This window comes from Marinobacter sediminum, assembly GCF_023657445.1.
Classification (GTDB): Bacteria; Pseudomonadota; Gammaproteobacteria; order Pseudomonadales; family Oleiphilaceae; genus Marinobacter; species Marinobacter sediminum_A.
Genome location: NZ_JAGTWY010000001.1, coordinates 2,256,016 through 2,279,157, shown reverse-complemented (window position 1 = coordinate 2,279,157; position 23,142 = coordinate 2,256,016). Strand labels below are relative to the sequence as shown.

General features: G+C 57.2%; 28 protein-coding genes. 11 read left to right on the top strand and 17 right to left on the bottom strand.

Going from position 1 to position 23,142, the window contains the following annotated elements:
• Nucleotides 1-195 precede the first annotated feature (195 nt).
• Together KFJ24_RS10860 and KFJ24_RS10855 are read right to left on the bottom strand one after the other, a co-directional pair.
• Entirely contained in the window at nucleotides 196-624 is a 429-nt protein-coding gene (locus tag KFJ24_RS10860; RefSeq protein ID WP_250831105.1) for a VOC family protein, read from the bottom strand.
• A gap of 84 nt (nucleotides 625-708) precedes the next feature.
• Nucleotides 709-1,152 carry a YtoQ family protein gene (locus tag KFJ24_RS10855; RefSeq protein ID WP_250831104.1) on the bottom strand — a complete coding sequence of 148 codons (444 nt, stop codon included), beginning with the start codon at nucleotides 1,150-1,152 and terminating at the stop codon, nucleotides 709-711.
• Nucleotides 1,153-1,264: 112 nt separating this feature from the next.
• Between KFJ24_RS10855 and KFJ24_RS10850 the strand changes: the two genes are divergently transcribed.
• The 7 genes from KFJ24_RS10850 to KFJ24_RS10820 all read left to right on the top strand — a co-directional run bounded on the left by KFJ24_RS10850 (nucleotide 1,265) and on the right by KFJ24_RS10820 (nucleotide 6,360).
• Nucleotides 1,265-1,624: a hypothetical protein gene (locus KFJ24_RS10850; protein ID WP_250831103.1), complete on the top strand. Its 360-nt coding sequence runs from the start codon at nucleotides 1,265-1,267 to the stop codon at nucleotides 1,622-1,624.
• Between the two features lie 145 nt (nucleotides 1,625-1,769).
• Nucleotides 1,770-2,114, top strand: a complete 345-nt coding sequence (locus KFJ24_RS10845; protein WP_250831102.1) for a PBPRA1643 family SWIM/SEC-C metal-binding motif protein — start codon at nucleotides 1,770-1,772, stop codon at nucleotides 2,112-2,114.
• A gap of 12 nt (nucleotides 2,115-2,126) precedes the next feature.
• Complete coding sequence (locus KFJ24_RS10840; RefSeq protein ID WP_250831101.1) at nucleotides 2,127-2,558, top strand: DUF3010 family protein; 432 nt, start codon at nucleotides 2,127-2,129, stop codon at nucleotides 2,556-2,558.
• A gap of 178 nt (nucleotides 2,559-2,736) precedes the next feature.
• On the top strand, nucleotides 2,737-2,937 hold the full coding sequence (locus KFJ24_RS10835) for a DUF1656 domain-containing protein (RefSeq protein ID WP_250831100.1): 201 nt from the start codon (nucleotides 2,737-2,739) through the stop codon (nucleotides 2,935-2,937).
• A 9-nt stretch (nucleotides 2,938-2,946) separates the two neighbouring features.
• Nucleotides 2,947-3,807: an efflux RND transporter periplasmic adaptor subunit gene (locus KFJ24_RS10830; protein WP_250831099.1), complete on the top strand. Its 861-nt coding sequence runs from the start codon at nucleotides 2,947-2,949 to the stop codon at nucleotides 3,805-3,807.
• 13 nt (nucleotides 3,808-3,820) lie between these two features.
• Nucleotides 3,821-5,917, top strand: a complete 2,097-nt coding sequence (locus KFJ24_RS10825) for an FUSC family protein (RefSeq protein WP_250831098.1) — start codon at nucleotides 3,821-3,823, stop codon at nucleotides 5,915-5,917.
• Between the two features lie 134 nt (nucleotides 5,918-6,051).
• A complete protein-coding gene (locus KFJ24_RS10820; RefSeq protein ID WP_250831097.1) occupies nucleotides 6,052-6,360 on the top strand; it encodes a hypothetical protein in 309 nt (102 codons plus the stop codon).
• Between the two features lie 9 nt (nucleotides 6,361-6,369).
• Here the strand turns inward: KFJ24_RS10820 and KFJ24_RS10815 are convergent, their stop codons facing one another.
• The 11 genes from KFJ24_RS10815 to KFJ24_RS10765 form a co-directional block, all read right to left on the bottom strand.
• Complete coding sequence (locus tag KFJ24_RS10815; RefSeq protein ID WP_250831096.1) at nucleotides 6,370-7,131, bottom strand: MBL fold metallo-hydrolase; 762 nt, start codon at nucleotides 7,129-7,131, stop codon at nucleotides 6,370-6,372.
• A gap of 9 nt (nucleotides 7,132-7,140) precedes the next feature.
• Entirely contained in the window at nucleotides 7,141-8,028 is an 888-nt protein-coding gene (locus tag KFJ24_RS10810; RefSeq protein WP_250831095.1) for an alpha/beta fold hydrolase, read from the bottom strand.
• Nucleotides 8,029-8,055: 27 nt separating this feature from the next.
• Nucleotides 8,056-9,501 carry a glutamine synthetase family protein gene (locus KFJ24_RS10805; RefSeq protein WP_250831094.1) on the bottom strand — a complete coding sequence of 482 codons (1,446 nt, stop codon included), beginning with the start codon at nucleotides 9,499-9,501 and terminating at the stop codon, nucleotides 8,056-8,058.
• A 29-nt stretch (nucleotides 9,502-9,530) separates the two neighbouring features.
• Nucleotides 9,531-10,367 (bottom strand): creatininase family protein, encoded by an 837-nt coding sequence (locus tag KFJ24_RS10800; protein WP_250831093.1) that lies wholly within the window; start codon nucleotides 10,365-10,367, stop codon nucleotides 9,531-9,533.
• Nucleotides 10,368-10,370: 3 nt separating this feature from the next.
• On the bottom strand, nucleotides 10,371-11,444 hold the full coding sequence (locus tag KFJ24_RS10795; RefSeq protein WP_250831092.1) for a putative urea ABC transporter substrate-binding protein: 1,074 nt from the start codon (nucleotides 11,442-11,444) through the stop codon (nucleotides 10,371-10,373).
• Between the two features lie 67 nt (nucleotides 11,445-11,511).
• The gene (locus KFJ24_RS10790; RefSeq protein ID WP_250831091.1) at nucleotides 11,512-12,081 is read right to left on the bottom strand and encodes a hypothetical protein; all 570 of its coding nucleotides are present in this window, start codon (nucleotides 12,079-12,081) and stop codon (nucleotides 11,512-11,514) included.
• Entirely contained in the window at nucleotides 12,078-13,019 is a 942-nt protein-coding gene (locus KFJ24_RS10785; protein WP_250831090.1) for a hypothetical protein, read from the bottom strand. Before KFJ24_RS10785 ends, KFJ24_RS10790 begins: the two co-directional genes overlap by 4 nt.
• Nucleotides 13,016-14,068, bottom strand: coding sequence for an isopenicillin N synthase family dioxygenase (locus KFJ24_RS10780; protein WP_250831089.1), 1,053 nt, complete (start codon nucleotides 14,066-14,068; stop codon nucleotides 13,016-13,018). Before KFJ24_RS10780 ends, KFJ24_RS10785 begins: the two co-directional genes overlap by 4 nt.
• Nucleotides 14,069-14,368: 300 nt before the next feature.
• Nucleotides 14,369-14,671 (bottom strand): 2OG-Fe(II) oxygenase, encoded by a 303-nt coding sequence (locus KFJ24_RS10775; RefSeq protein WP_284709179.1) that lies wholly within the window; start codon nucleotides 14,669-14,671, stop codon nucleotides 14,369-14,371.
• Between the two features lie 60 nt (nucleotides 14,672-14,731).
• Nucleotides 14,732-15,352, bottom strand: coding sequence for a flavin reductase family protein (locus tag KFJ24_RS10770; protein ID WP_250831088.1), 621 nt, complete (start codon nucleotides 15,350-15,352; stop codon nucleotides 14,732-14,734).
• 58 nt (nucleotides 15,353-15,410) lie between these two features.
• On the bottom strand, nucleotides 15,411-15,971 hold the full coding sequence (locus KFJ24_RS10765; protein WP_250831087.1) for a nucleoside 2-deoxyribosyltransferase: 561 nt from the start codon (nucleotides 15,969-15,971) through the stop codon (nucleotides 15,411-15,413).
• Between the two features lie 379 nt (nucleotides 15,972-16,350).
• Between KFJ24_RS10765 and KFJ24_RS10760 the strand changes: the two genes are divergently transcribed.
• Nucleotides 16,351-17,313, top strand: coding sequence for a homocysteine S-methyltransferase family protein (locus tag KFJ24_RS10760; protein WP_250831085.1), 963 nt, complete (start codon nucleotides 16,351-16,353; stop codon nucleotides 17,311-17,313).
• Here KFJ24_RS10760 and KFJ24_RS10755 read toward each other — a convergent pair.
• A complete protein-coding gene (locus KFJ24_RS10755; protein ID WP_250831084.1) occupies nucleotides 17,303-17,548 on the bottom strand; it encodes a hypothetical protein in 246 nt (81 codons plus the stop codon). The genes KFJ24_RS10760 and KFJ24_RS10755 overlap by 11 nt on opposite strands.
• Nucleotides 17,549-17,745: 197 nt before the next feature.
• Between KFJ24_RS10755 and KFJ24_RS10750 the strand changes: the two genes are divergently transcribed.
• Nucleotides 17,746-18,600 (top strand): LysR substrate-binding domain-containing protein, encoded by an 855-nt coding sequence (locus KFJ24_RS10750; protein ID WP_250832619.1) that lies wholly within the window; start codon nucleotides 17,746-17,748, stop codon nucleotides 18,598-18,600.
• A 7-nt stretch (nucleotides 18,601-18,607) separates the two neighbouring features.
• On the opposite strand, the gene KFJ24_RS10745 is transcribed toward KFJ24_RS10750, so the two are convergent.
• Nucleotides 18,608-18,811 carry a DUF3185 family protein gene (locus KFJ24_RS10745; protein WP_250831083.1) on the bottom strand — a complete coding sequence of 68 codons (204 nt, stop codon included), beginning with the start codon at nucleotides 18,809-18,811 and terminating at the stop codon, nucleotides 18,608-18,610.
• A gap of 177 nt (nucleotides 18,812-18,988) precedes the next feature.
• Here KFJ24_RS10745 and KFJ24_RS10740 point away from each other — a divergent pair, with 177 nt between their 5' ends.
• Nucleotides 18,989-19,363 carry a hypothetical protein gene (locus KFJ24_RS10740; protein WP_250831082.1) on the top strand — a complete coding sequence of 125 codons (375 nt, stop codon included), beginning with the start codon at nucleotides 18,989-18,991 and terminating at the stop codon, nucleotides 19,361-19,363.
• Nucleotides 19,364-19,385: 22 nt separating this feature from the next.
• Here the strand turns inward: KFJ24_RS10740 and KFJ24_RS10735 are convergent, their stop codons facing one another.
• Nucleotides 19,386-20,513 (bottom strand): hypothetical protein, encoded by a 1,128-nt coding sequence (locus KFJ24_RS10735; RefSeq protein WP_250831081.1) that lies wholly within the window; start codon nucleotides 20,511-20,513, stop codon nucleotides 19,386-19,388.
• Between the two features lie 116 nt (nucleotides 20,514-20,629).
• On the opposite strand from KFJ24_RS10735, the gene KFJ24_RS10730 reads away from it, so the two are divergent.
• The gene (locus KFJ24_RS10730; RefSeq protein WP_250831080.1) at nucleotides 20,630-21,010 is read left to right on the top strand and encodes an STAS/SEC14 domain-containing protein; all 381 of its coding nucleotides are present in this window, start codon (nucleotides 20,630-20,632) and stop codon (nucleotides 21,008-21,010) included.
• A 66-nt stretch (nucleotides 21,011-21,076) separates the two neighbouring features.
• Here KFJ24_RS10730 and KFJ24_RS10725 read toward each other — a convergent pair whose 3' ends face one another.
• Nucleotides 21,077-23,098 carry an oleate hydratase gene (locus tag KFJ24_RS10725; protein ID WP_250831079.1) on the bottom strand — a complete coding sequence of 674 codons (2,022 nt, stop codon included), beginning with the start codon at nucleotides 23,096-23,098 and terminating at the stop codon, nucleotides 21,077-21,079.
• Nucleotides 23,099-23,142: the final 44 nt, after the last annotated feature.

Genomic DNA, 23,142 nt, shown 5'->3' with positions numbered 1-23,142 from the left:
GGGTTGCGGCATCGTCGAGCAGGTCCCTTGCCTCAGTCGCCACCTGACTGCTATTTCCCCGGCGTGGCTCCGATAGCACTGCCGCTGGAATAACGCCTGTGCTCCGGTATTTCCGGAGGCACCGTCAAAAATACACTAGCACATTTAGGGTGCCGGACAGCAATAATCTGCACTGCCCCCGCAGGCCTTTCAAACTCAGTCCTTTGCAAACAGCTGGCTCATATCCTTGAACGCTTTGAATTCGAGCGCGTTGCCACACGGGTCGAACAGAAACATGGTGGCCTGTTCGCCAACCTGGCCCTGGAATCGCACATAGGGCTCGATCACAAATTCAGTCCCCAGTGATTTCAGTCGCTCTGCAAGTGCTTCCCACTGGTCCCAGTCCAGTACAACACCGAAGTGGGGCACGGGCACATCGTGGCCATCCACGGAATTGCTGTGCGCGCTTTCCTGTGAGGCGGTTTTTGGGTGTTCGTGAATGACCAACTGGTGGCCATAGAAATTGAAGTCCACCCACTGCTCACTGGACCGGCCCTCTTCGAGTCCGAACACTTCGCCGTAGAAATTTCGGGCCGCAGCAAGGTCGTAGACCGGGATCGCCAGATGAAATGGTGAAAGGCTCATTAATTACTCCTGAATACTGCTTGTTTAGGATTGGCAAACGCCTGGTGCCAGAGCTGTCCGCGAGGGCTTGCTGCGGGAACCTTCCTATTTGGCGGTCGTGACGTATTTCAATACCTCAACAACCTGCTCCGGCGTCTGTGCCCAGGCCATGGCGGCAGCGTCTACTTCCTTGAGAGGGTGGACGATGTCGTCATTATGGAGCGTGACATAGGGGGTGCCCATTGCAGCGCAGTAGCCCGCATCAAAGGCCGCGTTCCATTGCTTGTATTTGTCACCGAAGCGGATCACGGCCAGGTCGCATTGCTCCAGCATGGTCTTGGTGCGAATGCCGTTAACCTTGGATGACTGGTGATCACGCCAGAAAGACACGTCCGGCTCGCCCAGTACGTCCCCGGCGGCATCGCTGGCCTCGTGGTTGGTGACCGGCGCGGTGAATTCCACGGGCAAGTCAGCAGCTTCCGCCCCGGCCTGAATCTGCTCACGCCAGTCGGTATGAATTTCGCCAGATAGATAGACAGTCCAGATCATGGTGGTTTCCTCAGTTGTTATCGGAACAGGCCGGCTTTACGACCACGTAATGGGGAATCGATATGATACGTGAGCGGCGGGCAGGATGCCTCTCTGAAGAAGAGGTTGTTTGGTGACCGGCATTACAACTGCTCCCGCGGCGGCCGAACCAAACAGCCTGAACCTGGCCACCGATGAGGCCTTCGGCAGGTTTGATCCGGGTGACAGCATCGGCTTTTCCCTCGGGATGGCCATCGCACTGAACCTGAACAGCTCGCTATCGTTCGCCTATGATCATCAATTCACCCGGCGGTCGTCGGTTAACAGCCGGCCAGTGCCGGGCTCTTACCTCACCACCGGCGTGCTCTCAGCAGGCAGCTCTTATGTATTCAGTGACTCCGTCTCAATGGACGTTTCCATCGGCGTCGGTGTCACCGTGGATTCGCCGGACGTGCAGCTCGGCTTCTCGTTGCCGTTCCGGATGCGTCAGTGATTTTGACTTGTTCAATGCAGGCATCAGTTTTTTCACACCTTGCTATATAACCTATCCCGTAAGCATGCTAAAAGATGTCCGCTTCAACGGCAGCCAGCGTTTCCGTGAGAGCCCGTTTTCCTCCTTAAGCCATCAGGGTTTCACTATGTCAGACAAATTTTTCTACAAAGGCCGGCAGGATGCACGCCAGCATCACACGACCTATGGCGGCTTCCAGACCAGTGCCAGTAAAAAGAGTGGCAGCAAGAAGTATCCGTTAACGCTTGTGGTTACCAGTGAAGCCCGCAGGCAGGAGATCGAAGCACAGGTTGCGGAGGCAAAGCTGTATGCGGACATTACCCTTGATACCCGAGACGGGGCAGTGGAATCCATTTCGGAGCTGACCGCACTGCTGAACAAGGGGGAGACCGTCAAGCAGGCCAAGGTTCCGTCACGTAACGATCCATGCAGTTGCGGTAGCGGCCTTAAATTCAAGAAGTGCTGTGGCTAGAGAGGCATTTACATGATCATTTGCGGTGTTGAACTGACCGGCAGCGATGCCGTTGTGTGTTTGCTGAACCTGGATCAGGGCCAGTTCAGTCTCCCGGAGTGCAAGGTACGCAAGCTGTCACTCAAGAAGAATCACACACGTGAAGACCTGTTGCAGTTTCAGGCATCTTTTGCCGAACTGATGGCCGAATACGGCGTTAAAAAGGTCGTGATCAAGGAACGGATGCCGAAAGGAAAGTTTGCCGGTGGCGCTATCAGTTTCAAGCTGGAGGCAGCCATTCAGCTCATTTCCGGTATCGAACTGGATGTTGCCCTGATCTCGCCGGCGCTCATCAAGTCCACGCTGGCCGCAAACCCGCTGCCCATCCCTTTTGCCGAGACCGGTTTGAAGGTGTTTCAGGAGACAGCCTTTACCTCAGCCTATGTGGGGCACATGGCGAAATAGCTACTGTCTGGCCTGCCACCGGTTAGAGAAACAGTCCGGGGTCTTGCAGCCTCAGTGGTCGTCAGAAAATGCCGATTGTAAGGGGGATACGGAAGTTTTCCCCGGTATGCTGCCAATTTGACTATCCTTTCTTTCAACATCTTGATTCGTCAAGTCACCATCTGACAACAAGGAATGCATGCTTCACGAGCTGGGTTTTGGCGGAATACTGTTCAGTCCATTGGTGGTGCTGATGCCGATGGCGTTTATTTTGACTGCCGTCACCCGGCTGGCTACGCATTACCTGGGTCTGCGTCGTTACATCTGGAAGGAAGCCTGGTTCGATGTTGCCGTGTTCGTGTGCTACCTGGCGGTGATTATTTACCTGTTTGGAGATTAGGAAAGCCTGATGGCAAAGCTACTGCGTGTAGGTATTACGTTGCTGGTGGTTGCGGTTGCGATTGTTGCCGGTAGTTGGGTCTGGAACTATTACCTGTACTCGCCCTGGACCCGCGATGGGCGGATACGCGCCGAGGTGATCACGGTTGCGCCGGACGTTTCCGGCTGGGTCACGCAATTTAACGTGGAGAACCACCAGGCTGTGAGCCAGGGAGAGCTCCTCTTTACCATCGATGATACGCGCTATAAGGCTGCGCTTGCGGAGGCCGAGGCCAAGGTGGCGCAAGAACGCAGCGCCTGGGAACTGGCCACGCACCAATATCAGCGCCGGCAGGGACTGTCTGACAGCCCGGCCATCAGTGAGGAAGATCAGGTAACCTACCGCATTAACATGGAGTCTGCGAAGGCCAGTTATGAACTCGCCAGGGCAGCACTGGCGACGGCACGAATTGATCTGGAACGCACGCAAGTAGTGGCGCCGGAAGACGGTACCATCAGCAATCTCCATCTGCGCCAGGGCAATTACGTCACCCAGGGGGCGGCGGTACTGTCGCTGGTGAAAGACGATTCGTTTTATGTCACCGGGTACTTTGAAGAAACCAAGCTGCAGCTGGTTCATGTGGGGCAGTCTGCCCGGATGACGCTGATGGGCGGGGGCCGTGAGCTTACCGGCGAGGTCGTCAGCATCGCCCGCGGGATTGCCGATACCAACACCAGCAGCAACGAGCAGATGCTTCCCCAGGTGCAACAGACATTCAACTGGGTGCGTCTGGCTCAGCGGATTCCGGTGGATATTAGGCTGGACTCAGTGCCTGAGGATATACATCTGAGTGCCGGGATGACGGTTTCGATTTATCTGGACGCCGAGTAGCGGGCCAGTGCCTATGCCTCCCCATCCGTTACTGCCACAACTCCTGATGCCTGGCCGGTACGCCTTGATCTTTGCCATCAAAGGCGTGATTTCTATGGCGCTGGCGTTGTTGGTGTCGATGTTTCTGCAACTTGACCGCCCCTATTGGGCGGTGGTTTCGGCGGTCTTTCTTCAGCTTCGCCCCGAAAGCGGGCTGGTGATCGAAAAGGCGTTGTGCCAGATTGCGGGTTCGGTGATTGGAGGCGGCTTCGGTATTCTGGTGCTGGCGTTCCTGACCCCTTACCCCCTTCTGGCACTGGGCTTTTTAACCCTGTGGGTCGGCCTGAACTCGGCGGCCTCTTCCATGGTTCACAACAACAACTATATCTACGCCTTCGCAATGGCCGGGATGACTGCAGGGTTGGTCGTTATTCTGGTGATGGCGGATGCCAGCACAACCAGCAGCCAGTCGGTTTTTGCCATCGCCCAGGCCCGGATCAGCGAGATCGCGACCGGTTCTGTTTGCGCCATGCTCGTCAGCCGTTTGCTATGGCCGGTGACGGTAAAGGATGGCCTGCGGGTGAATGCCCGCATGGTGATCAACAAAACGCTGGAATACCTCACCCTGGAGCTGGAGCCAGGCAGTTCCCACGAGCAGCGCCACCAGCACGCTGACGAGATTCTCGAAAACCTGGTGGCGCTCAATGACGACTCCAGCGCCGTCACCTATGAAGGCCCGGAAGGCCCTGGCCGTAGCAGGGCGGCCAATTTGTTGTGTAATAGAGTGATGTCGCTGCTGGCGGTTACCCAGATTATGGGGCGCTTTCACCGGAATCATGAAAATCTGGTGTCACCCGCCTTCAGTGAGGTGTTGAGCCAGATGCGCCGCTACTTCAGGGAAATCGCGGAAGCCAACAGCTACGAGGAGGGTTACCGCCTTGCCCATGCGCTGCGGCGGTCCCTGCTGGATCAGCGGGCCGGATACACCAATGAGTCCGCCATTGTCACCCGCCTGACCAAAACAGCACTGGAACTGGTAGGCGATCTGGTAGTGGTACTACGGGCTTATAACGCGCTGGAGAGTCGCGACCGGACGCTGCTCAAGGCATCCAAGCTGGAAACCCACCGTGATCCTTTGGTCGCCCTGATCAATGGCTTTCGTACGGCCATGATGTTTATGATCGGGGCAGTGATCTGGGTCCAGACGGCGAGCGCGGCGGCCTTGATGATCATGATCATGCCCGTTGTGTTTTCCGTGATGTTCGCCCGGTTCTCGCTGGCTGCGCTGACGCTTATTATGCGCCGGGTGCTCGTCGGCGCGACGGTGGCCATTCCTGTAGCCCTGTTCTTCGGGCTGGGGCTATTATCGCAAAGTAGCGGTGATTTTGAGCTCCTGGTTCTAATTCTGGCAGGGCCTTATTTCATCGGCTTGCTCGCCCTCGCCAGTCGTCCCACGTTGCCTTACGGTCTGGGCTTCTGTATTCCCTTCACCCTGATCACGCAGCCCAGCAACAGCATGACATTCGATGCCGAGAACGCGGTTAATATTGCGCTGGGCCTGTTTGTTGGACTCAGTATTCTCTATTGGGTGTTCAAACTCATTACCCCGCCGGACAGCCGGTTTATGCAGCGTCGTCTGCTGACATCGACGGCCCGCGATCTGACGGCGATTGACGATCACGAGAGGCCGGAAAGCTGGTTCAATGGTCGTATGGGTGAGCGCCTGCTGCGGCTCGCCAATTATGATCAGAGTTCCGGGCGCAGCGATCGTTATATGACGGATCTTGGTTTCACCGGGCTCAACATCGGGCACCTGTCCATTCGCCTGCGCAAGCTGATCCAGGATCATCGCAGCCCGGCGGTTGATGCACTTCTGCAGGAGTGGCAGCAGGCCCTGGCGGACACCTACCTGATGAGCTCCCGGGGTGAGGTCAACCCGGTGTTCCGGGAGGCCAGTGCCAGGCTGCTTCAGGCAATTCATGCTTACAGGGAACCGGATCAGAAAACGGTCATTATTGAGGGGATGTTCGAACGGCTGGCCCTGACGTTTGAGAGGACCGCGCGAACGGCGGCCGAGGCAATAGGCGAAAGCCCCCGGCATGGAGGCGTGGGGCGTAGTCAATCAGCCTGAGTAGTGATCACACTGGCCACAATGCCAGTGCCAATCACCGGCAATTCCCGGAATTGTCGGGCATGCGCGGTGCTGAGACTGGTAGTATTCTGAAAAGCTTATCCTTGTTGTTTTAATCCTGGAGATTGTTGCCTGTGAAGTGTTCTTTTCTGTTTGTCATTGCAACTGCCACACTCCTGTCTGGCTGCCAGACATCCACCTACATGAGCTCCGCAGCGACGGACGGTGATGGTGTCACCTGCAGTGAGATTTACCAGGCGTTTGATGCGTATCAGCGGGACCGGCAATCTGCGGATGCATTGGCGCAGCTGAGCAGGCTCGTAAGTCCCGCTGCTGGCAGCTATGCCGAGATGGGTGTCAACTCGGCGTCCAAGTACTACGAACAGATCAAGGCCAGTGCAAATATTGCGCTCGCCGTTCGTGGTTGTCAGCCGGTCAACTGACCGGCCGTTTCAGCGGCTATGCAGGTACTGATCAACCAGTTCCTGCAGGCGCGCCTTGCCAAAGCTGGGATCGTGGCCGCCGTGAACCACGTTGACGGGGAGTTTCCGCAATCGTTCCATGGTTCTTCTGTATGCCTGCCGGTCGGCGCCCTCGATGTCATCCAGCAATGGGCCGTCGTAGATCGCGTCACCGGAAAACAGGGTTCCGGTGGCTTTCTCCCACAGGCCGATGCTGCCAGGGGAGTGTCCTGGCAGGTGCAGGACTTCAAAGGCACTGTTGCCGAGATCCAGCACGTCGCCTTCATCGATAAGTTTGGTCGGCTCGGTCTTTGTTGCGCTAAAGGCCATGGGATCGAAGCCTTCGTGGGGGTATGCGTCGATCATGAGATCCGGCACTTCATAACCCTGGCTTTGGATAGACTCGCGCAGGCCGGCTGGCCAATGGCAGCTGCAGAGCACGGGAAAGGTGTCCGGCTGGTTTAACTGTTCGGCTTCCAGCGGGTGAATAAGGCGATGATCGAATTCATGCAGGCTGCCCACATGGTCTGTGTGACTGTGCGTTGCAACAGCAATGAGCGGCTTATCTAGAAGTTCGGCCATCGCCTCTTTCAGACTGCTGATACCCATTCCCGCGTCCACCAAAAGGTCCGCATCGCGGCCGCGAACGTGCCACATGTTGCACTGGTCCAGTCGGGCAACGTGGGGCTCCCATAGTAATGTGATTCGATCGTCTACGCGTTTTGTTTCAAACCATCGGTCGGCAATGCGCATTTTTGCTCCTCACATCAGAAAATTCATCACGGCTGTGTTGAAGGCGTCAGGCGCATCCTGCGGCAACCAGTGGGATGCACCATTGACCGCCTGAAATCGTGCGCCGGGAATCTCCCGGGCCAGTTGCTGGCCGTCCTCGGCGCTCTGCCAGGGGTCATCCATGCCCCAGAGCACGAGGGTGGGCGCTTCGATGGTGCCGTGGCGATCCACCAGTGCCATGGTCTGGTTGGCATTAAGCGCAGAGGCATTGCGGATCAGGCTGAGCTTACCTTCTTCGCTGGACCAGGGCGCCAGGATGCCGGCGCGGAATTCCGGGGTCAGCCGGGTTGAATCCGATAAGCCCATCGCGAGGCTTTCCTCCAGAGCTTCCATCAGGTCTGAGACTGGCCGTGGCTTCCAGCGCATGGGATGGCCGAAGTCGAGCATGTCATCGTCAAAGCGGTCGTAACAGACCGAATTGCAGATCACCAGCCGGTCGATCAGGTGGCGGTGCTCTATGGCCAGGATCAGACCTGCAGCCCCGCCGGTGTCATGCCCCACCAGGTCGACACTGGTGAGCCCCAGGTCCGAGAGCAGCGCCACGACCATGCGCGCCTGATCCTGAAAGGAGCGGTCAAAGCAGTCGCGCCGGTCGGAAAAGCCATGGCCCAGAAGGTCGGGAGCAATCACCCTGAACCCGGCATCCACCAGAGCCGGGATGGCCTCGTGAAACAGGTAGCCCCAGGTGGGGATGCCGTGTAGCAGAACGACGGTTTTGTCGTTGGCTGTGCCAGCATCGATATAGCGAATCTTCACCGGAACATGGGCCACAGAACCAGCGGGCAGCTCGGTCTCCCGCTGGGCCTGATAGAACGCTTCCCAGTTGTGCCAGTTTTCGGTGGCTATGGTTGAGGACATGAATAGTGTTCCGCCAGGTTTATTGGATCAGATGTGCGTCAGCTTCTGTTCCCGGTGTTCCTCGTTGATGGTGTAGAACGCGGACTCCCATTCACCCAGTTTTTGCTTCAGGTAAATCTCCTTGAAGTCGCCGAAAATCTCTTCCACGAGCGGATCGTCATCGAAGGCTTCCAGGGCATGAAGCAAAGTACGGGGCAGCAGGTGCTGGCGTTTTTCCCGCAGTGTGTTGCCCAGGGTGTAGGCGTTCTCGTTGTGCGGCGCTCCGGGGTCCATGGCCTGATCGATACCCTCAAGGCCAGCGGCAATGTGAAATGCAGCCGCCAGATAGGGGTTGCAGCTCATGTCCGGCACGCGGTTCTCAACACAGTAGCGGTTGGCCGGCAGTCGCAACATGGCCGAGCGGTTGTTCTGGCCATAGGACATCAGCACCGGTGCCCAGCTCATATCGGCCATATCGCCCTGGGCAATCAGGCCCTGATAGCTGTTGTAGGTGGGGCAGGTCAGCGCGGTCAGTGCCGGTGCGTGTTTGAGCAGGCCGGCGGTAAAGTGCAGGGCCTTGTCGGCGAAGCTCAGTCCGTAACGCTCGCCGAGCTCGCCGGGGCCGTCCGGGCCGGGCGCAAAGATGTTCTTGCCGGTCTCGATTTCCTCCAGTGAGATATTGAAATGCGCGCCGCTGCGGAAGTCATCGGCAAATGGCTTGGGCATAAACGTGGCCACGGCATCATTGTCATGGGCCAGCCGCTTGAGCATCAGCCTCAGAAAGATCAACTGATCACTGCTGGAGAGTACATCGGTGTAACCAAAATCGAACTCGTACTGGCCCCGGCCGCCTTCCTGATCGAAGGAGTAGAGGTTCCAGCCCAACTCGTCCATATACTGGGCGAGTTGATTCAGCGTATCGAGCACTTCCGTGGTTTGATTCAGGTCGTAAGCCGGGCAGACGCCCTTGAAGTCTGAACCGAGTGGCGTCAGGTTGCCGTCTTCATCCCGGCGAAGAAGGTAGAACTCGGGTTCGATACCCAGATTCACGCGGTACCCGCGCGCCTCCGCCTTCGCAACCATGCGCTTGAGAATACTGCGGCTGTCATTCGGATAGGGCTTGCCATGATAGTAGAGCTCACCCGTGAACCAGGCCTGGGTTTTGTCCCAGGGGAAGATGGTGCAGGTATCCAGGTCCGGCACTGCTGCGCACTCGTCTTCCTGGGGGCCGGTCAGCCCCATACCTTCCAGGGCGCCGACGGTGAACAACTCAGAGCCGGCACACATCTTCTCGAATTTTTCGATGGGCGTGCATTTGGCTTTGGGAACGCCATGCACATCGACGAAGGAGGCGTAGCAGTACTGCACACCAGCGTCCATCAAGGTCTTTTTCATGGCCGCGACACGGCCGTGATCGATTTCCAGATCGGGACCGACACCGGGAGACGGGCTGCCGGCGTCGATCAAACGGTTCTTAGGCGAACTTTCAGACATGGGATTATTCCAGTATCAGGTGGGCAGCGTCAGGGACGACTGCCCGAAAAGGGATAGACGGTGGGGTGACCGGCGGACTGAGTCTCGAGCGGTGCAGTCTCGGTCCGGGCTTTTATCAGCAGCGACGTGAGAGCCTCTCCCATCTCCCGCAACAGTTCTCGTCCACGTTCGGCCGTGCCTTCACTGGGTCGTCCGGTGACGCCGTTTTTGCTGGTGGCCGGCACCAGGTAGCTGAATACCGTGCCCTCCGTGCGATCCGGATCGTCCTGAACGGATGCCATGTCGCAGGCCTCCGGGTCCAGGTACAGCATCAGGTCGGTTTCGGCCCGGTTGGCGTGGATGTCCTCGCCGTCGCAGGTGAAATAGTCTTCAATCTCCCGGGTCAGGGCGTAGGAATTTACCAGGCCAATCTGGATGAGTTCCCGGTAGTCGAACCGCAGGCGGTCCACTGCCACAGACAAGGTGGCGTGGTTACCAAAATGCGAGTTAACCAGAATGATCCGGCGCCAGCCCTGGGCTACCAGCCAGCCCACCATCTCCCGGACGCTCAGAGCGAGCGTCTCGTGCAGGAGGGAGACCGTGCCAGGCCATTGTTCCGTGTGTCCGACCGACACCCCGTAGGACAGGGTCGGCAACACCGGCACACGGGCCCGGGCCGAGCCATAGGCGCAGACTGCGGTGGCAATGGCCGTGTCGGTTGAGACCGGCAGATGGGGGCCATGCTGCTCGGTCGCACCCACGGGCAGGACAACCAGTTCCTCACCCTGTTCGCGAAGCTGCTGCAAGCCGCTCCAGGTCAGACGTTCCCAGACAACTGGGTCAGCGCCGGCCAAGTCGGCCGCGCGCTGGTAGTAGCCCGAATACATGGTTTACAGCTTCCCTTCGGCCGCCATTTTTACGAACTGGTGGTCGAAGCGCATTTTGACGTTGTCTTCGTTGCCCCAGATGGAGCCATCAGGCAACTCGATACCGATGGCGTCCGGTGATTGGGCACCGGCGCCCAGCAACCCGTGCTTGAAGGAGAACTTGGTCACGAAGTCCATGGTTTCGCGCACCCGCTTGGTGGTCAGGAAGTCGAGTTTCTCCTGAGGGGTCTCGAACATGTGAGTGGCGGCCAGTTGCAATTCGAAGCCGTCCAGATCGGTTCCGGACGCATCGCCCATGTAGGTTTTGGCGGCGATGGCCTGCTCGCTGTCGCCATGCATGACGCTCATGGCCTCGAACCAGGCTCCAGTCACCGCCTTGCCCAGCTCCGGATACTTCTTCAGGGTTTCAGAGTTAACGCCCATGATGTCGAGGATTTCACCGGGGATCTGGGTAGAGTCGAATACCTTGACGGCATCGGGTTCCTGCATTGCGGTCTGGAGTTGTGGGTTCCAGAGAGTGGCAGCTTGCACGTCGTCGGTCGTGAAAGCGGTGGCAATGTCGGCATCCGAGGTGTTGACCACGTTGATGTCGCGCTCACTCAGACCGGCCATCTCCAGGGCGCGGGCCAGTGCGTAGTGGGATACGGAAAGCTCGAGCAGGTAAACATCCATACCCTTGATGTCTTCCATGCTGTCACGGCCTTTCAGAACAACAGCATCATTGCCGTCGGAAAAGTCACCGGTGATCAGCGCGGTGGTATCAACGCCTGATGCCGACGGAATGGTCAGCATGTCCATGTTGGTCATGGTGGCCCCATCGAACTCCCCGGCGGTGTAGAGGTTGATGGCTTCGATGTAGTCGTTGACCTTAACAAGATCGACTTCAATGTCGTACTTGTCGGCCCACTTGTCCATGATGCCGGACTCATCCATATAGGCCCATGGCATAAAGCCAACATAGATCGACCATGCGAGAGAGAACTGTTTCCGGTCCTCCTCGGCCTGGGCGGATGAAGCGCCAAGTACAAATAGCGCGGAGAGAACTGTAGCGGTGATGGTTCGGTTCATTAATTTCATAGTTGAACTCCTGGTTTCGAGTCGATAAAGCAAAAGGCCGAGCGCGTGCGCTCGAGGTAGGTTCATGTCAGTCCCCGGTAGCGGATGGATCTGCGATCATCCGGATGCTGGCGTAGTAATTGGGTATGTCGGCTTTCTCCCATTGCGTGAAAGGTATGAATCGCCCCGGCCATGCAACGGATCTGAAGGGCCAGTCCCGGCTGACCCAGCCAATGACTTCGTCTTCGATCAGGTTTGCCTGAGAGGCAGTGAGTCCGATATGGGTCCAGAGATAGGCTTCGGCATCATGGTTTCTGCTGGCCGTTGGATACAGGTAAAGACAGCCCAGGCAGCGTTGCCGGTCGTGGCTCAGCAGGTGATAGGCGAATGAGCTGCGGCTTGAGAATTCCCGTGCATGCCAGGCCAGGTCGGCCTCGTCCATGTCAGCGTCGAGATCATCGGGTGGCCAGTCGTCCCGGGGGCCGAAGATATGCTTGAGTTTGCTGCGGCTTTCGATCACCGCCGCGTAGTCCAGTTCGACCCATTCGGGGGCGGCGGGAACCAGCAGGGCCCACTCGCCACGCCACATCGCCGGGACCGGAAAATCATTGATCGGTAGTGGTCGGAAACCTTCGTCCCGTAAGGCGAGGGCAGTCATAACAGTACCTCGGTGTAGCGGCCAAGTGTGTTGGACTCGCGCTGGAACCATCCGTCGGCCTCCTCGCTGGATGGCGTCTCCAGGGCAAACCCATGGCTTGGTTCGATAACGTCCACCTCAAACACCCGAACCCGGTCCTGCCCGTCGAGAGAGAAGGTCTGTTCCACGCGCCTGGTGTCTTCGATCCAGTCGAACTTGCCTGCTGGGAGCAGCGGTTGGCCCACGCGGCCGGGCCGGGTGGAATGAAGTACCGTGTATCCCTGCGCCAGTGACCCCGATGCCACGGACGTTTCAAAGTCGAACAGCGGCTGCAGGCGCTCCCGGTCTCCGACGGCGCCGGCCGCCCGCTCTGGCAAAGACGAAGTGGTATCGGCGATGGGCCCGGACCGTCCCAGCACCCAGGCGGCGTGATCACCACAGATGATCAGGCCTCCGTCGCGGGGAAATCGTTGCCCTGTATCCGGGTCATACTCTTCCACCAGTCGAAGGCCAATCAGTGGTCCAGACTCCGACGGCTGCAGGCGCCAGTCCTCCACGTAGGCGCCACTGGGCGCGAACTCGATCATGCAGTTGCCAATGCGGTGCAGCTCGGCCGGTTCCGGCCAGCGGTCTGTGGTCTGCAGCGCCGTGCCGCCGTGCCAGGACATCTTTTCGTCGGTCCAGTCACAGGACGCGACCCAGCCTTCATAATTTGCCAGCACCGCCAGTTCGGTCGCGCTGTAATCCTCCAGTTCCGCTGCACGTACCTGCTCGACCCCAAGGGGCAGACGCAGGTCGATCGTGAAGTTCCGGCTCTGAAACCAGAACACGATGGTCTGGTTATCTGACTCACCGTTGGCGAAGCTGATGCAGCGGCGTCGGAAGCAACCCAACATCCAGTCCGGCACGCTGTGGCTCGGCGAATACGTGAATTGGTCGACCAGTGCTTGCAGGCTCATCGCTGGCCTCCGGCTTCCCGGCCGAAGGATGACAGCCCCTTGCTGCCTTTCGGCAATTCCAGTTCGCCACTTTCCAGGCGTTTTTTCAGGTATTGGAAGGTCTGGGCTGTCTGGGCAAAAAGGTGCTCGCCACAGACCTGGGGCTCATAACGGGCAGGGCGCTCTTCGCTGACCAATTGCGGCAGCGGTTCAATTCGAGTGTCGTAATCCAGGTTGCAGAACATGGGGAAGGCATAGCGCTCTTCAGCGACCTTGCGCACCCGGTGTGAGGTCGCGATGAACAGGCCGTTGCTGAGGATCTCCATCATATCGCCGATGTTGATCACAAAAGCGTCTTCTAACACCGGAACATCGATCCATTCTCCGGCCCCATTCATCACCTCCAGCCCTGGGGCTGTCGGCCTGAGGATGGTGAAGCACTCGTAGTCCGTATGAGCCCCGATGCCGGGCGCATCCGTCGGAATATCGGGGTTATAGGGGTAGTGAATCAGGCGCAGCTGGCTGGGCGGTCGGTTAATGTGTCGGGTGAAACTGTCCTCGGGAAGCCCCAGGGCCAGGGCAAAACCGCGGAAAAGCAGGTTGCCCAGCTCGAAGACGGCATCGTAATAGGCCTTGATGTCAGTCTTGAAACCGGCCATCTCGGGCCATTGGTTGGGGCCAAGCATTGGGCGGGCATGCTCTGGCTCGAGCATGTCGAAATTGACATCGTACGCTTCTTTCCGGTCCGGCATCGCAGCCCCGTAGAACTGCTCCTCGCCCTCGGGGACATAACCACTGTGGTTTTCCGAGCGCCCGATATACTGGCGCATTTTTTCGTCGTGGCTCTGCCGGAAGTACTCGCGGACCCTCGACCGGAAGCGATCAACCAGATCAGATGGAACGCCATGCCCGGTGATGTAAAGAAACCCCGCATCGCGGGCTGCCTCACCCAACGCCTCTGCACTGGACTGGCGCACCTTGGGGTCGGGTGACTGGAGCCCGGACACGTCCACGACAGGTAATGACTGGAACGCACTATGGCCCGTGGGCTCGGGGGTTGTTACTGACATCTCGATAACCTCGCTGTGTCAAAAGGTCATCTGGTCGTCCAGACAGTAAGGCGGCTGTCAGAGCCGTCCGGGTCGTCCCGGAAGCAAAAGCAGGAACCCGGGCATCGGGTTTCCTCCGTCACTTTCTGTAAAGCGGAATCTGTGCCAAAACGCTATGGCAGTCGGAGAATGGCTTTGTGGACAAGGGCTTGCAGATCAGATCTGAAGGGGCAGCGTCGTGCTATTTCATGGATATCAGAATGGTGCGCCTCAAAAGAAGGCAAAAGCAGGGTGAGCATGTTTCATGCTGGTGCAAACTGGTTAGGGGGTAGTCAGCGCAAAACTGAGCAGCCACCGGTTCCCTCGTTCAATTCTCGAGACCTGGTGCTGGTATAAGTCGGGGCGAAACAGGACGACCCGCCCGAACAGGTTGAAGATGTTTTTCTCACACACAAACTCGCCTCCTGATTTGGGCTGTGCAAGCACACAGTTAAGCTTGTACAAGCTCCCATGGGAGATCATGTCCAGATGAGGACCCACTTTGTGGCCTTCCGGATAACGCACCAGATAGATATTAAGGCGCTTTGACCGGAAGAGAATTCGTGTTTTTACGTTCGCTGTCATAATGACAATGTTCGCATATTCGTTCAGCTTTCGCAGCCAGGTCCTGAACTACCGGTGGTTCTATTTCGGCCGATGCATCTGAAACTTTTGTGATTCAGTCACTGTGAAGTAGTCCGCTGGCCCGCCACCACGCAGTATCGGTTCGGCCGCTGCCGTGTCGTAAACGCCATCCCGAAGCAGGTGTTGCGCGATATGTACACCAACGACCTCACCGAAAACCATCCAGGTATCCACGTTCTGCCCGTCGGCGCCCGCAAGCTGGAGTACCTGGGAAACCCGACACTCCAGGGTTACCGGGCTTTCCGCTACATGTGGCACTGAGATAACCCGCGATGGCGCCGGTGTCAGGCCCGAGAGGGCAAATTCATCAACGTCCGGCCCGACAGGGGCACAGGTTTGGTTCATGGCCTCACCGAGTGGGCGCGTTACAAGGTTCCAGCAGAACTCGCCGGTTTCCTCAGCATTACGAACGGAATCCTTGTAGCCGATGCTGGAGAATCCGACGATGGGCGGGTGGTAGTTAAAAGCGTTGAAGAAACTGTATGGGGCGAGGTTAAGCACACCGTCACGGCTCTTGGAGGATATCCACCCAATCGGACGAGGAGCTACCAGGGCATTGAAGGGGTCATGAGCCAGCCCGTGGCCATTGGCGGGTTCGTAAAAGTGGATATCGTCTGGCATAAAACGTTCCTCAAAAGGTTTATCGTCAGGTTGGATACGATGGCTATCCAGTGCGCGTTCACATCAGTTTGAGGCTGGCGGCTTTCAGTGCCTCAACGCAGCATTGAAAAACATCACTGGAAAAATAGCTATGCTCGGCTCCGGCTTGAACCGCAAAAATCTGGCCGCCAGATTCGGCAATCCCGCAGTCAATCATCAGGTTATCACCCAGCTCAAAGTCTTCAATCATATATCCGAGCGGGTCTTTGGGATTTGAACCTGCGCGCTCCCGGTAATTCCGGTTATCCAGGGTGAAGCCAAAGGCTGGTTTGCCCTGGCCGATAATATACCCCACCTCGAACACGGTGCCGGGGTCTGCACTAATGCCCCTGAACGGTGTGAGGTTGGCGATAATGGCGTCGCAGCTGTCCATCAGTTCGCGGTTTGCCCGGTAAATCCGAAACCCGTGATCCTGTTTCGATTCATGCTCCGCTAATGTCAGATCCGTGTCCAGCGGGTCTACTCCCTCGAAACCGTGTTCCCGGAGTATTCGCTTTTTCTCGGCAACAATGGCGCCATGTTCTTCACGTGAGAAGAATACTTCCGGGCCGGCCAGGTAGATGCGTTTTGTGTTGTTCAAAGGAGCTCCTAATTGGCTGCTGGCTAATTCCCACAAGCACATGCCCTTTATGTGGTCGGCAATCCCGGCCAGGTGGGCCGGCTTAACCTCTCTCGGGTTATACGCAACCAACCAAAACAGTTGAGGCCATTATGCGAGTTACGTTCAGACAAGTCATCGCTGCGTATACTCTGACAGCCCTTTCAAGCGTCGCGTTTGCAGCCGCGCACATTGCCGAGATGAAAAACGCCGGGGCTGGCAGGGCACCATCAATCAGGAAATTACTGTTACCCTCGACAAAGAAAGTGCGTATGTCTATAAATGCTCGCCTCATGCGGCTCTCAATAGCTGCGTGGTAAGCGGCCATCTTCAATCAAATGCTTAAGGAAATGAAAGCGCTATGCGATCCGTTGTGCTTCTCGATGGTGGTCTCGGCCAGGAAATATACCGGCGCGCCCGAAGCGTCAGTTCTCCGCTTTGGTCCGTCGCGGTGATGCAGGAACAACCCGAGGTAGTAACAGCGGTGCACGCCGACTTTATTCGGGCAGGGGCAAAAACCCTGTCGCTGAATACCTACGCTGCAACGCCGACCCGCTTGCGCGAGCAGGGCCTGCTGGACCAACTGGCGACCATTCATCAGCAAGCCTTTGACGTATTGGGGCAGGCGATCAGGAACACGGGTGCTGAGGTGGATATTGCCGGGTGCCTGCCGCCCTTAACCGGAAGTTATCGGCGTCAGCCCGAGAGGTCCTTTGACGATTTACGCGATGAGTACTCAACGCTAGTCCGGCTGCAGGCCGCTGCGGATGTGTTTCTCATTGAAACCATAACTAACAGCCTTGAAGCGCGGGCTGCGTGTGCAGCAGTCAGGGATCTGGGCAAACCCTACGGTGTGGCGTTTCGCCTGGAAGCGGATGGCAAGCTCAAATCCGGTGAAACCCTGGCTGAGGCGGTTGCGGCGGTTTCTCCCTACGGGCCAACCGCGATCATGTTGAACTGCTGCGATCCGGAGCTGATTTCTGCCGCGATGCCTGAACTGGTGGGTCTGTACCCGGTCGTCGGTGGTTATGCCAATGCTTTCAAGTCTGTTGAGGCGGTGGCGACTGGTGGATTAGTCGATGCCCTGGAAGCGCGGAATGATGTCTCGCCGGCAGTCTATGTAGAGCATCTGCGAAGCTGGCTAGCGGATGGTGCGAGTGTGGTTGGCGGCTGCTGTGAGATCACGCCTGGGCATATCCAGCACATTACAGACACATTCGCCGGGGAATTTGCGTTTATTCGGTTTTCCCAGCTGGGTCAGACCGACGGGAAAGGAGGGGGGGAGTTAAGACTCCCGCCTCTCCCGGATGGTTCTAATCTCTGAGCCTTCGCTTTGAACGACGTTGCTCCACGTAGGCTAATGCGTCAGTTTTCATGGGAAGGCCGAGTGCGCCGAGGAGTTCCTGCCGTGAGTATCCGAGGTCGGAAATAATCTCATCACGCTCCCCCAGGAGTGTTGATGCGATACGCCGGAATTGCTGGCGACGGGAATAGTTCTCCATCCATGAGGAGAGAGGCCGCAGCCCGGTGGTGTGATGATTGCTTCTATGAGCCAGCATTGTCGTCACCTCTCTTTGATAGTGTCTGAATTTAATTGCACCCGGTTGAGTCGAGCAAAGCGATTAACCAAGGCTTCTTGACATTAGAATGGAGATTTTTATGCCTTCAATCAAACGAAAAGAATTTAACTCTGCTTTCAGTTATGCTTAAGTGAAGTTTGATGGTTTATTTTTAGGGAAGGTTCGTTCAAGTGACTATGCCGCTGCTCGATAATGACGTGTTGAGAACCTTTGTCGCGATTGCAGAATGCGGAACGTTTACCAGTGCGGCAAAGATGGTTCACCGGACGCCTTCGGCTCTGAGTATGCAGATCAAGCAACTGGAGCAGAACCTGGGCAAGACTCTTTTTATTCGTGAGCCTCGGCAGGTCCGGTTAACCACAGAAGGTGAGGTGTTGCTGGGCTACAGCCGTCGGTTGTTGAGCCTCAACGAGGAGGCGGTCCAGCATTTCGTTGCGCCTACGCTTGAGGGTAAGGTGGGTATCGGCACATCGGACGACGTCGGCACCCGAATTCTGCCTGAAGTGCTTGCACAATTTGCCCGCTCGTATCCGGCCGTGCTGGTGAATGTTGTTGTCGGATCAAGCAAGCAAAATCTGGAGCGCCTGGATGCGGGAGAACTCGATATGGCGCTGGTCACTGTTGCCGATGGGGTCAAAAAAATTCGTGGTCAAGTCGTGCATGAGGAGCCTCTGGTCTGGGCTGCCCGGGAAGGAGCCTCCGCGTTCCAGCGGACGCCACTCCCGGTTGCCGTGGCGCATGAGGGGTGTTCCTGGCGCCGGATGACGTTACGGGCACTTGATCGGGCCAGTACACCGTACCGGATTGCATACACCTGTGAGCACTGTTCTGGCCAGGAGGCCGCCATGTTGGCGGACCTTGCCGTTGCACCGTTTCCCCTAAGTCTCGTGCGCCCGCCGCTGAAGCAGGTTGTCAGCGACAATTTGCCCGAGATCGGCTCCTATCAGCTGGCTCTGGTCCGCCGAGGATCCAACCGTCTAAACAATGCTCTCGCGAGCCATGTGAAAAGCGCGTTTGAGAGCCTGCAGTAACGCCCCTTTATTTTTTGAAGAGGGTGAGGAAGGCGCCGGCTGCGGCAGCTGCGGCGCCGCCAATCAGGTACCACATGGTTTCATCGGTAAAGCGGCCTGTGACGGTCTCGGTTAGCTGGTTGCCAACGGACTGCGTGGATTGGTAACCGAAGTAGAGCAGGGCAACACCAACCACGAGTAGAACGACACCGACGAGTTTTGAGCTTCCCATTGAAAGGTTCCTTGTAGAGTTAAGTTGGGCATCTGTTTGAAAGTACTGGGAAGCTTGACAGCAGACAGGGTACTCGGCAAGGGCATTGAGAGTGAATTGTGAGAACGCGCCCGCTTGGCGTGGCGCTGCAGAGTCTTTATCATCGCCGGCTCACGTCAACAACCCGGACAGCCTCCCATGAAGTTCCCTGCGGTTACCGTCACTCTTGTTTCAGCGGCACTGATTTTCGTGGTTTGGGAACAAACCCGGGAACAGCCAGAATCTGTCGACGCCAGTCGCTTCACGCACCTGGCCTCGGATCCGGTGGAGCTCAGTGTTGTCCTGGGTTACCTGACTGGCCAGGTTCCTGCCCTCTGTGAGGAAGCTACCGGCCACTCCAGAGGCAGCGAAGAGTTTTCTGCGTGCGTTAAAAACAGCGAGGCGCGAGAGCCTGCCTGCCGTCGGGCCATGGCTGACAGGTTCCCAAGTATTGTCGCGTCCGATGCTGTTTTCCGGGATGTCTCGATAACGATGATGGGTTGCCTGGTTCAGCAATCCGGGCTGATTGACTAGCCACTCACCTTGCTTCTTTGCGTCATAGCTCCCCGTACCCGGAAGCACGACGTCCCCTGCCACTAAGCCTGGCCAGCGTAAAGTGAGCTGCGCGCAACAACCCCATAAACAGCGGGCCCAAAAGCCAAATCAGCCAGCTACTGAGATAAATGACCGGAACCAATAGCAAAAACCAGCCCGCAAACTGAACAGCCAGCACGGGATAGCCCAGCACATCCGCAATGCCTGCAAACACGTCGCTGATAAGGCTGGGGTGGGTAATCACGAGGTAACCGGCACCGATAACCACGGGCCACTTCGCGTAGCGGGCGCTGTTCAGAACCATACGCCCACCCTGGCTTACCCGGGCTGCAAAGGCCGCCGACCGTGTGCCGCGGCTGGCGTTCCTGGTGGTCACTGCTGCGGCACGTCCCACGCGGAGAACTTTCACCGCACTGGCGAATACCAGCACGTCGACCGATGCCCAGCCAATATCGCCAGCGGTAAGCTCTTCACCTGAGCGGTAGCTGGTTTCCAGGCCGCGTATGCCACTGGTGAAAAACTGGTTCAGTCCTTCCAGCATGCGTTCCGTGACGATCCACTGGGTTTCACCCTGGGCATCCACAATGAACTGGCCGAGGAAATCATGGCCCTCACTCTCAATGAAATTGACGGCGTACCAGCCCCGTTCTTCCGGGGAAAGCTCCTGGTACTGGCCAGGCGCTCCGTTTGCGGTGTTGCCGTTATCCTCATTGCCGGAAAAGAATTGTTTGATTGCCTGGTAGCGCTGGGCAGTCTGGTTCATCAGCTCAATGGTGCCGATAGGCCGTGTCAGAAAATGATGGATCGGTGGCAGAATCATCTCCCCATAACGCCGCAGAATTTCCTGAAATTCCGGCTCCGTGCCATAGAGCGAAAACACTTTGCGGGCCATGTCCGGATAGCGAATAAATGCAGCCTGCGCCTTCAGGAGCAGCAGCGGATCGTCGGCCATGTCCAGCAGTATCGCCTGAATCCCGACCGGCTCTTGTTCGATGCCGGGGAAATCTTCCAGCATATCGCCGGCCTGGATCTGTATCAGTTTGTGCTCGATAGGAACCGGACGGGCGAACACACTGAAAACAGTCGCCAGTATCAGGGCCAGGCCACAAATTATGAAAAGTTTCTTCACGCGCTCACCAATCAACATTACCCGACAGCCGTGGGCAAATCTGGACTGTTCCGGATCTACAATAGTTAACTGTACACTGATTTGGGAACAAGGGACTCAGGAAGGAGGATCTGGAGATGAGTATAAAGCGGCATGGCGTGTCCATTGGCATTGAGAGAGTCGATGACAATGTGTTTTTGTCCTTCAAGGCACGGGGAAAGCTGACCCACGATGACTTTGGCACGATCAGCCCGATGATTGATGGTGCCCTGAGTGGGATTAAAAAGAGAAAGGTGAAAGTTCTGTTTGATGTGACAGAACTCGAGGGGTGGGAGGTCCGCGCGGCCTGGGATGATTTCAACCTGTCGTTAAAACACGGCCTGCAAGTCGATAAAATCGCGGTTTTTGGTCACAAGGTCTGGCAGGACAACATCGCGAAGGTCGGTAACTGGTTTATGGCGGGCGACCTGAAGTTTTTCGAACATGAGGCCGATGCTGTTAACTGGCTGAAAGAATGAGCTTCCGGGGGAATCTGCGGAGGTCAGCCCCGTGTAACAACGGGGCCTGACCTCTGACCTGACCTCTCAGCGACGTCGGCGCAGGTTGTCTATTGCCCCCTGAACCCATTTTTTAGCAGTGTCCAGCGTGTGGCTTTCCTCAATCAGGCCGCGCAGGGTGTCCAGTTGCTGCTCGAACAGTCCGTGCGTGCGCAGGTCAGAGGGGGTCTCGTCGGGGCCAAGGGGCAGGATGTTTTCCAGATAAGTTCCCCCCAGAATGCGACGAAGGATGCCTTCGCCCAGAAACGCCTCGTTGTTGTTCAGCGTTCGTGTTGCCCTTAACAGACGGCGGATATCGTATTGGCCGGGGTAGATGTCGGGCACCTGTTTCTTGATTCCAAGCAGGCTATAAACCCCGGTACGAGCCGTGCGAACTGAACTCTCCAGTGTGAACACGACGTCGTTGTGGGTTTCGACAAACTGACCCAGGCAGGCGAGGTTGGTTGACCCCTCCGGAACTGCCCACGGGCGATCTCCGCTGGCGCGGGGCATGAACTGGGCTGTGATGTAAGGCATCAGCGCGGTGCGGACTTTGGTGGCTGCAATCACTTCGTCCACCTGATCGATAAGGCCGAGCTGGTAACACAGCTCGGTCAGTATTTCCTTGCCAGTGCATTCTGGCATTGGCTTTTTCACATAATCGCCGGGTTTGTCCACCAGTAAGGCATACACCCAGGGCACAAGGACGTCATCAGGCTGGTCCGGAAAGTGTGGTTGGCGGTTCACGGTTAAACTCATTAACCAGGCCGAGTCGGTGAACGTGACGATGCCGCCGGTGACCGTTTTGCCAGAATAGGGATCGTTGACCGCCAGTTCCTTCAGCTTTTCTGTCAGCGGTGAGGGTTTGCAGGTCAGTGTTGCCGACTCCCATGTTGAAGCGGGTACGTCGGCGCAGAATTTCTCGGGTCGGCCAAAGACGGGGGATTTCCGGGCCAGATTCTTCCAGAGTTGCCAGCTTGAGCCAACCTGCGGGTCTGGGGTGTTCACATTCAGTTCGGGCGCCGTGTCATCATCGCCGTAGGCCGTGTCCTCGACAATGGAGCCGACAGTCACGAACACCAGATCCTGCGGATGGACGGTGATCGTCTTGTCGCCATTGCTGGTGTGACACTGGATTGCAGTGGTGGTTTTGGTTTCGCCGCTGACATCCATCTCCAGGTCAGACACGATTGTGTCGTACTGGACCCTGACACCCTTGTCCTTCAACCAGGCCATTAATGGGCGAATGAAGCTGTCGTACTGGTTGTATTTGGGAAAGACGAGCGACGTCATGTCGTTCAGTCCGTCCATCAGATGCAGGAAGCGATGCATGTACAGCTTCATTTCCAGCACCGAATGCCAGTTCTGGAAGGCAAACATGGTGCGCCAGAAGGTGTAGAAGTTGCTGTTAAGAAAACCTTCGCTGAACCAGTCTTGCACCGTGATGTCATTCAGGTCTTCTTTCCGCGCCAGAAACAGCCGCATGAGCTCCAGCTGCTGAAGCCGGCTAAGCCCCATGGTTGAAAAGTCCCGGATCTGGCCCTGTTTTTCCAGAAGCCGGGCTTTTGACCAGTTCTTGTCCGCATCATTTACGATCCGGTACTCGTCGAGCACGGTGAAAGGCTCGGGTAGTTCCAGAGCGGGTATTTCCGAGAACACATCCCAGAAATTCTGATAGGTCATCTCCATCTCGCGGCCGCCACGAACGATGTAGCCATCCTCGGCATTACCGGCACCATCCAGCGCGCCGCCCTCAATCTTCTGCTCTTCGATAATCGTAATGTTGCCCGCGGGCATATGACCGTCACGGATCAGGAAGAAGGCCGCGGACAGGCCTCCGATGCCACTGCCAATGATGTAGGCATTGCGATCGTTAACGCCTTCGGTCGGCAGGGGGCGGTGATTGACATAGCTGCCGTGCAAGTCCGCAGGCGGGAGTGGCGTGTCGACACCATTGTGTAAATGCCGGGATGAGGCGTCCGGGGTTACGTCCACGTGTTGTTCCGCCATGGCGTCAATGTGGGTTTTCAGGCGGGAGCTGTCGATTTTTGGGGTACTGTCGTGTGTCATGGTAGTTTCCTTCCTGGAGAGCTTTCTCTGGTGACAATTGACGC

Coding starts and splice junctions, on each gene's coding strand:
- KFJ24_RS10810 (WP_250831095.1), bottom strand. CDS start 8,028: ATGTCCTCAACCATAGCCACCGAAAACTGGCACAACTGGGAAGCGTTC.
- KFJ24_RS10770 (WP_250831088.1), bottom strand. CDS start 15,352: ATGCCAGACGATATCCACTTTTACGAACCCGCCAATGGCCACGGGCTG.
- KFJ24_RS10855 (WP_250831104.1), bottom strand. CDS start 1,152: ATGATCTGGACTGTCTATCTATCTGGCGAAATTCATACCGACTGGCGT.
- KFJ24_RS10750 (WP_250832619.1), top strand. CDS start 17,746: ATGCCGCTGCTCGATAATGACGTGTTGAGAACCTTTGTCGCGATTGCA.
- KFJ24_RS10845 (WP_250831102.1), top strand. CDS start 1,770: ATGTCAGACAAATTTTTCTACAAAGGCCGGCAGGATGCACGCCAGCAT.
- KFJ24_RS10760 (WP_250831085.1), top strand. CDS start 16,351: ATGCGATCCGTTGTGCTTCTCGATGGTGGTCTCGGCCAGGAAATATAC.
- KFJ24_RS10730 (WP_250831080.1), top strand. CDS start 20,630: ATGAGTATAAAGCGGCATGGCGTGTCCATTGGCATTGAGAGAGTCGAT.
- KFJ24_RS10775 (WP_284709179.1), bottom strand. CDS start 14,671: ATGACAGCGAACGTAAAAACACGAATTCTCTTCCGGTCAAAGCGCCTT.
- KFJ24_RS10840 (WP_250831101.1), top strand. CDS start 2,127: ATGATCATTTGCGGTGTTGAACTGACCGGCAGCGATGCCGTTGTGTGT.
- KFJ24_RS10780 (WP_250831089.1), bottom strand. CDS start 14,068: ATGTCAGTAACAACCCCCGAGCCCACGGGCCATAGTGCGTTCCAGTCA.
- KFJ24_RS10860 (WP_250831105.1), bottom strand. CDS start 624: ATGAGCCTTTCACCATTTCATCTGGCGATCCCGGTCTACGACCTTGCT.
- KFJ24_RS10835 (WP_250831100.1), top strand. CDS start 2,737: ATGCTTCACGAGCTGGGTTTTGGCGGAATACTGTTCAGTCCATTGGTG.
- KFJ24_RS10830 (WP_250831099.1), top strand. CDS start 2,947: ATGGCAAAGCTACTGCGTGTAGGTATTACGTTGCTGGTGGTTGCGGTT.
- KFJ24_RS10725 (WP_250831079.1), bottom strand. CDS start 23,098: ATGACACACGACAGTACCCCAAAAATCGACAGCTCCCGCCTGAAAACC.
- KFJ24_RS10745 (WP_250831083.1), bottom strand. CDS start 18,811: ATGGGAAGCTCAAAACTCGTCGGTGTCGTTCTACTCGTGGTTGGTGTT.
- KFJ24_RS10740 (WP_250831082.1), top strand. CDS start 18,989: ATGAAGTTCCCTGCGGTTACCGTCACTCTTGTTTCAGCGGCACTGATT.
- KFJ24_RS10805 (WP_250831094.1), bottom strand. CDS start 9,501: ATGTCTGAAAGTTCGCCTAAGAACCGTTTGATCGACGCCGGCAGCCCG.
- KFJ24_RS10815 (WP_250831096.1), bottom strand. CDS start 7,131: ATGCGCATTGCCGACCGATGGTTTGAAACAAAACGCGTAGACGATCGA.
- KFJ24_RS10795 (WP_250831092.1), bottom strand. CDS start 11,444: ATGAAATTAATGAACCGAACCATCACCGCTACAGTTCTCTCCGCGCTA.
- KFJ24_RS10790 (WP_250831091.1), bottom strand. CDS start 12,081: ATGACTGCCCTCGCCTTACGGGACGAAGGTTTCCGACCACTACCGATC.
- KFJ24_RS10755 (WP_250831084.1), bottom strand. CDS start 17,548: ATGCTGGCTCATAGAAGCAATCATCACACCACCGGGCTGCGGCCTCTC.
- KFJ24_RS10785 (WP_250831090.1), bottom strand. CDS start 13,019: ATGAGCCTGCAAGCACTGGTCGACCAATTCACGTATTCGCCGAGCCAC.
- KFJ24_RS10800 (WP_250831093.1), bottom strand. CDS start 10,367: ATGTATTCGGGCTACTACCAGCGCGCGGCCGACTTGGCCGGCGCTGAC.
- KFJ24_RS10825 (WP_250831098.1), top strand. CDS start 3,821: ATGCCTCCCCATCCGTTACTGCCACAACTCCTGATGCCTGGCCGGTAC.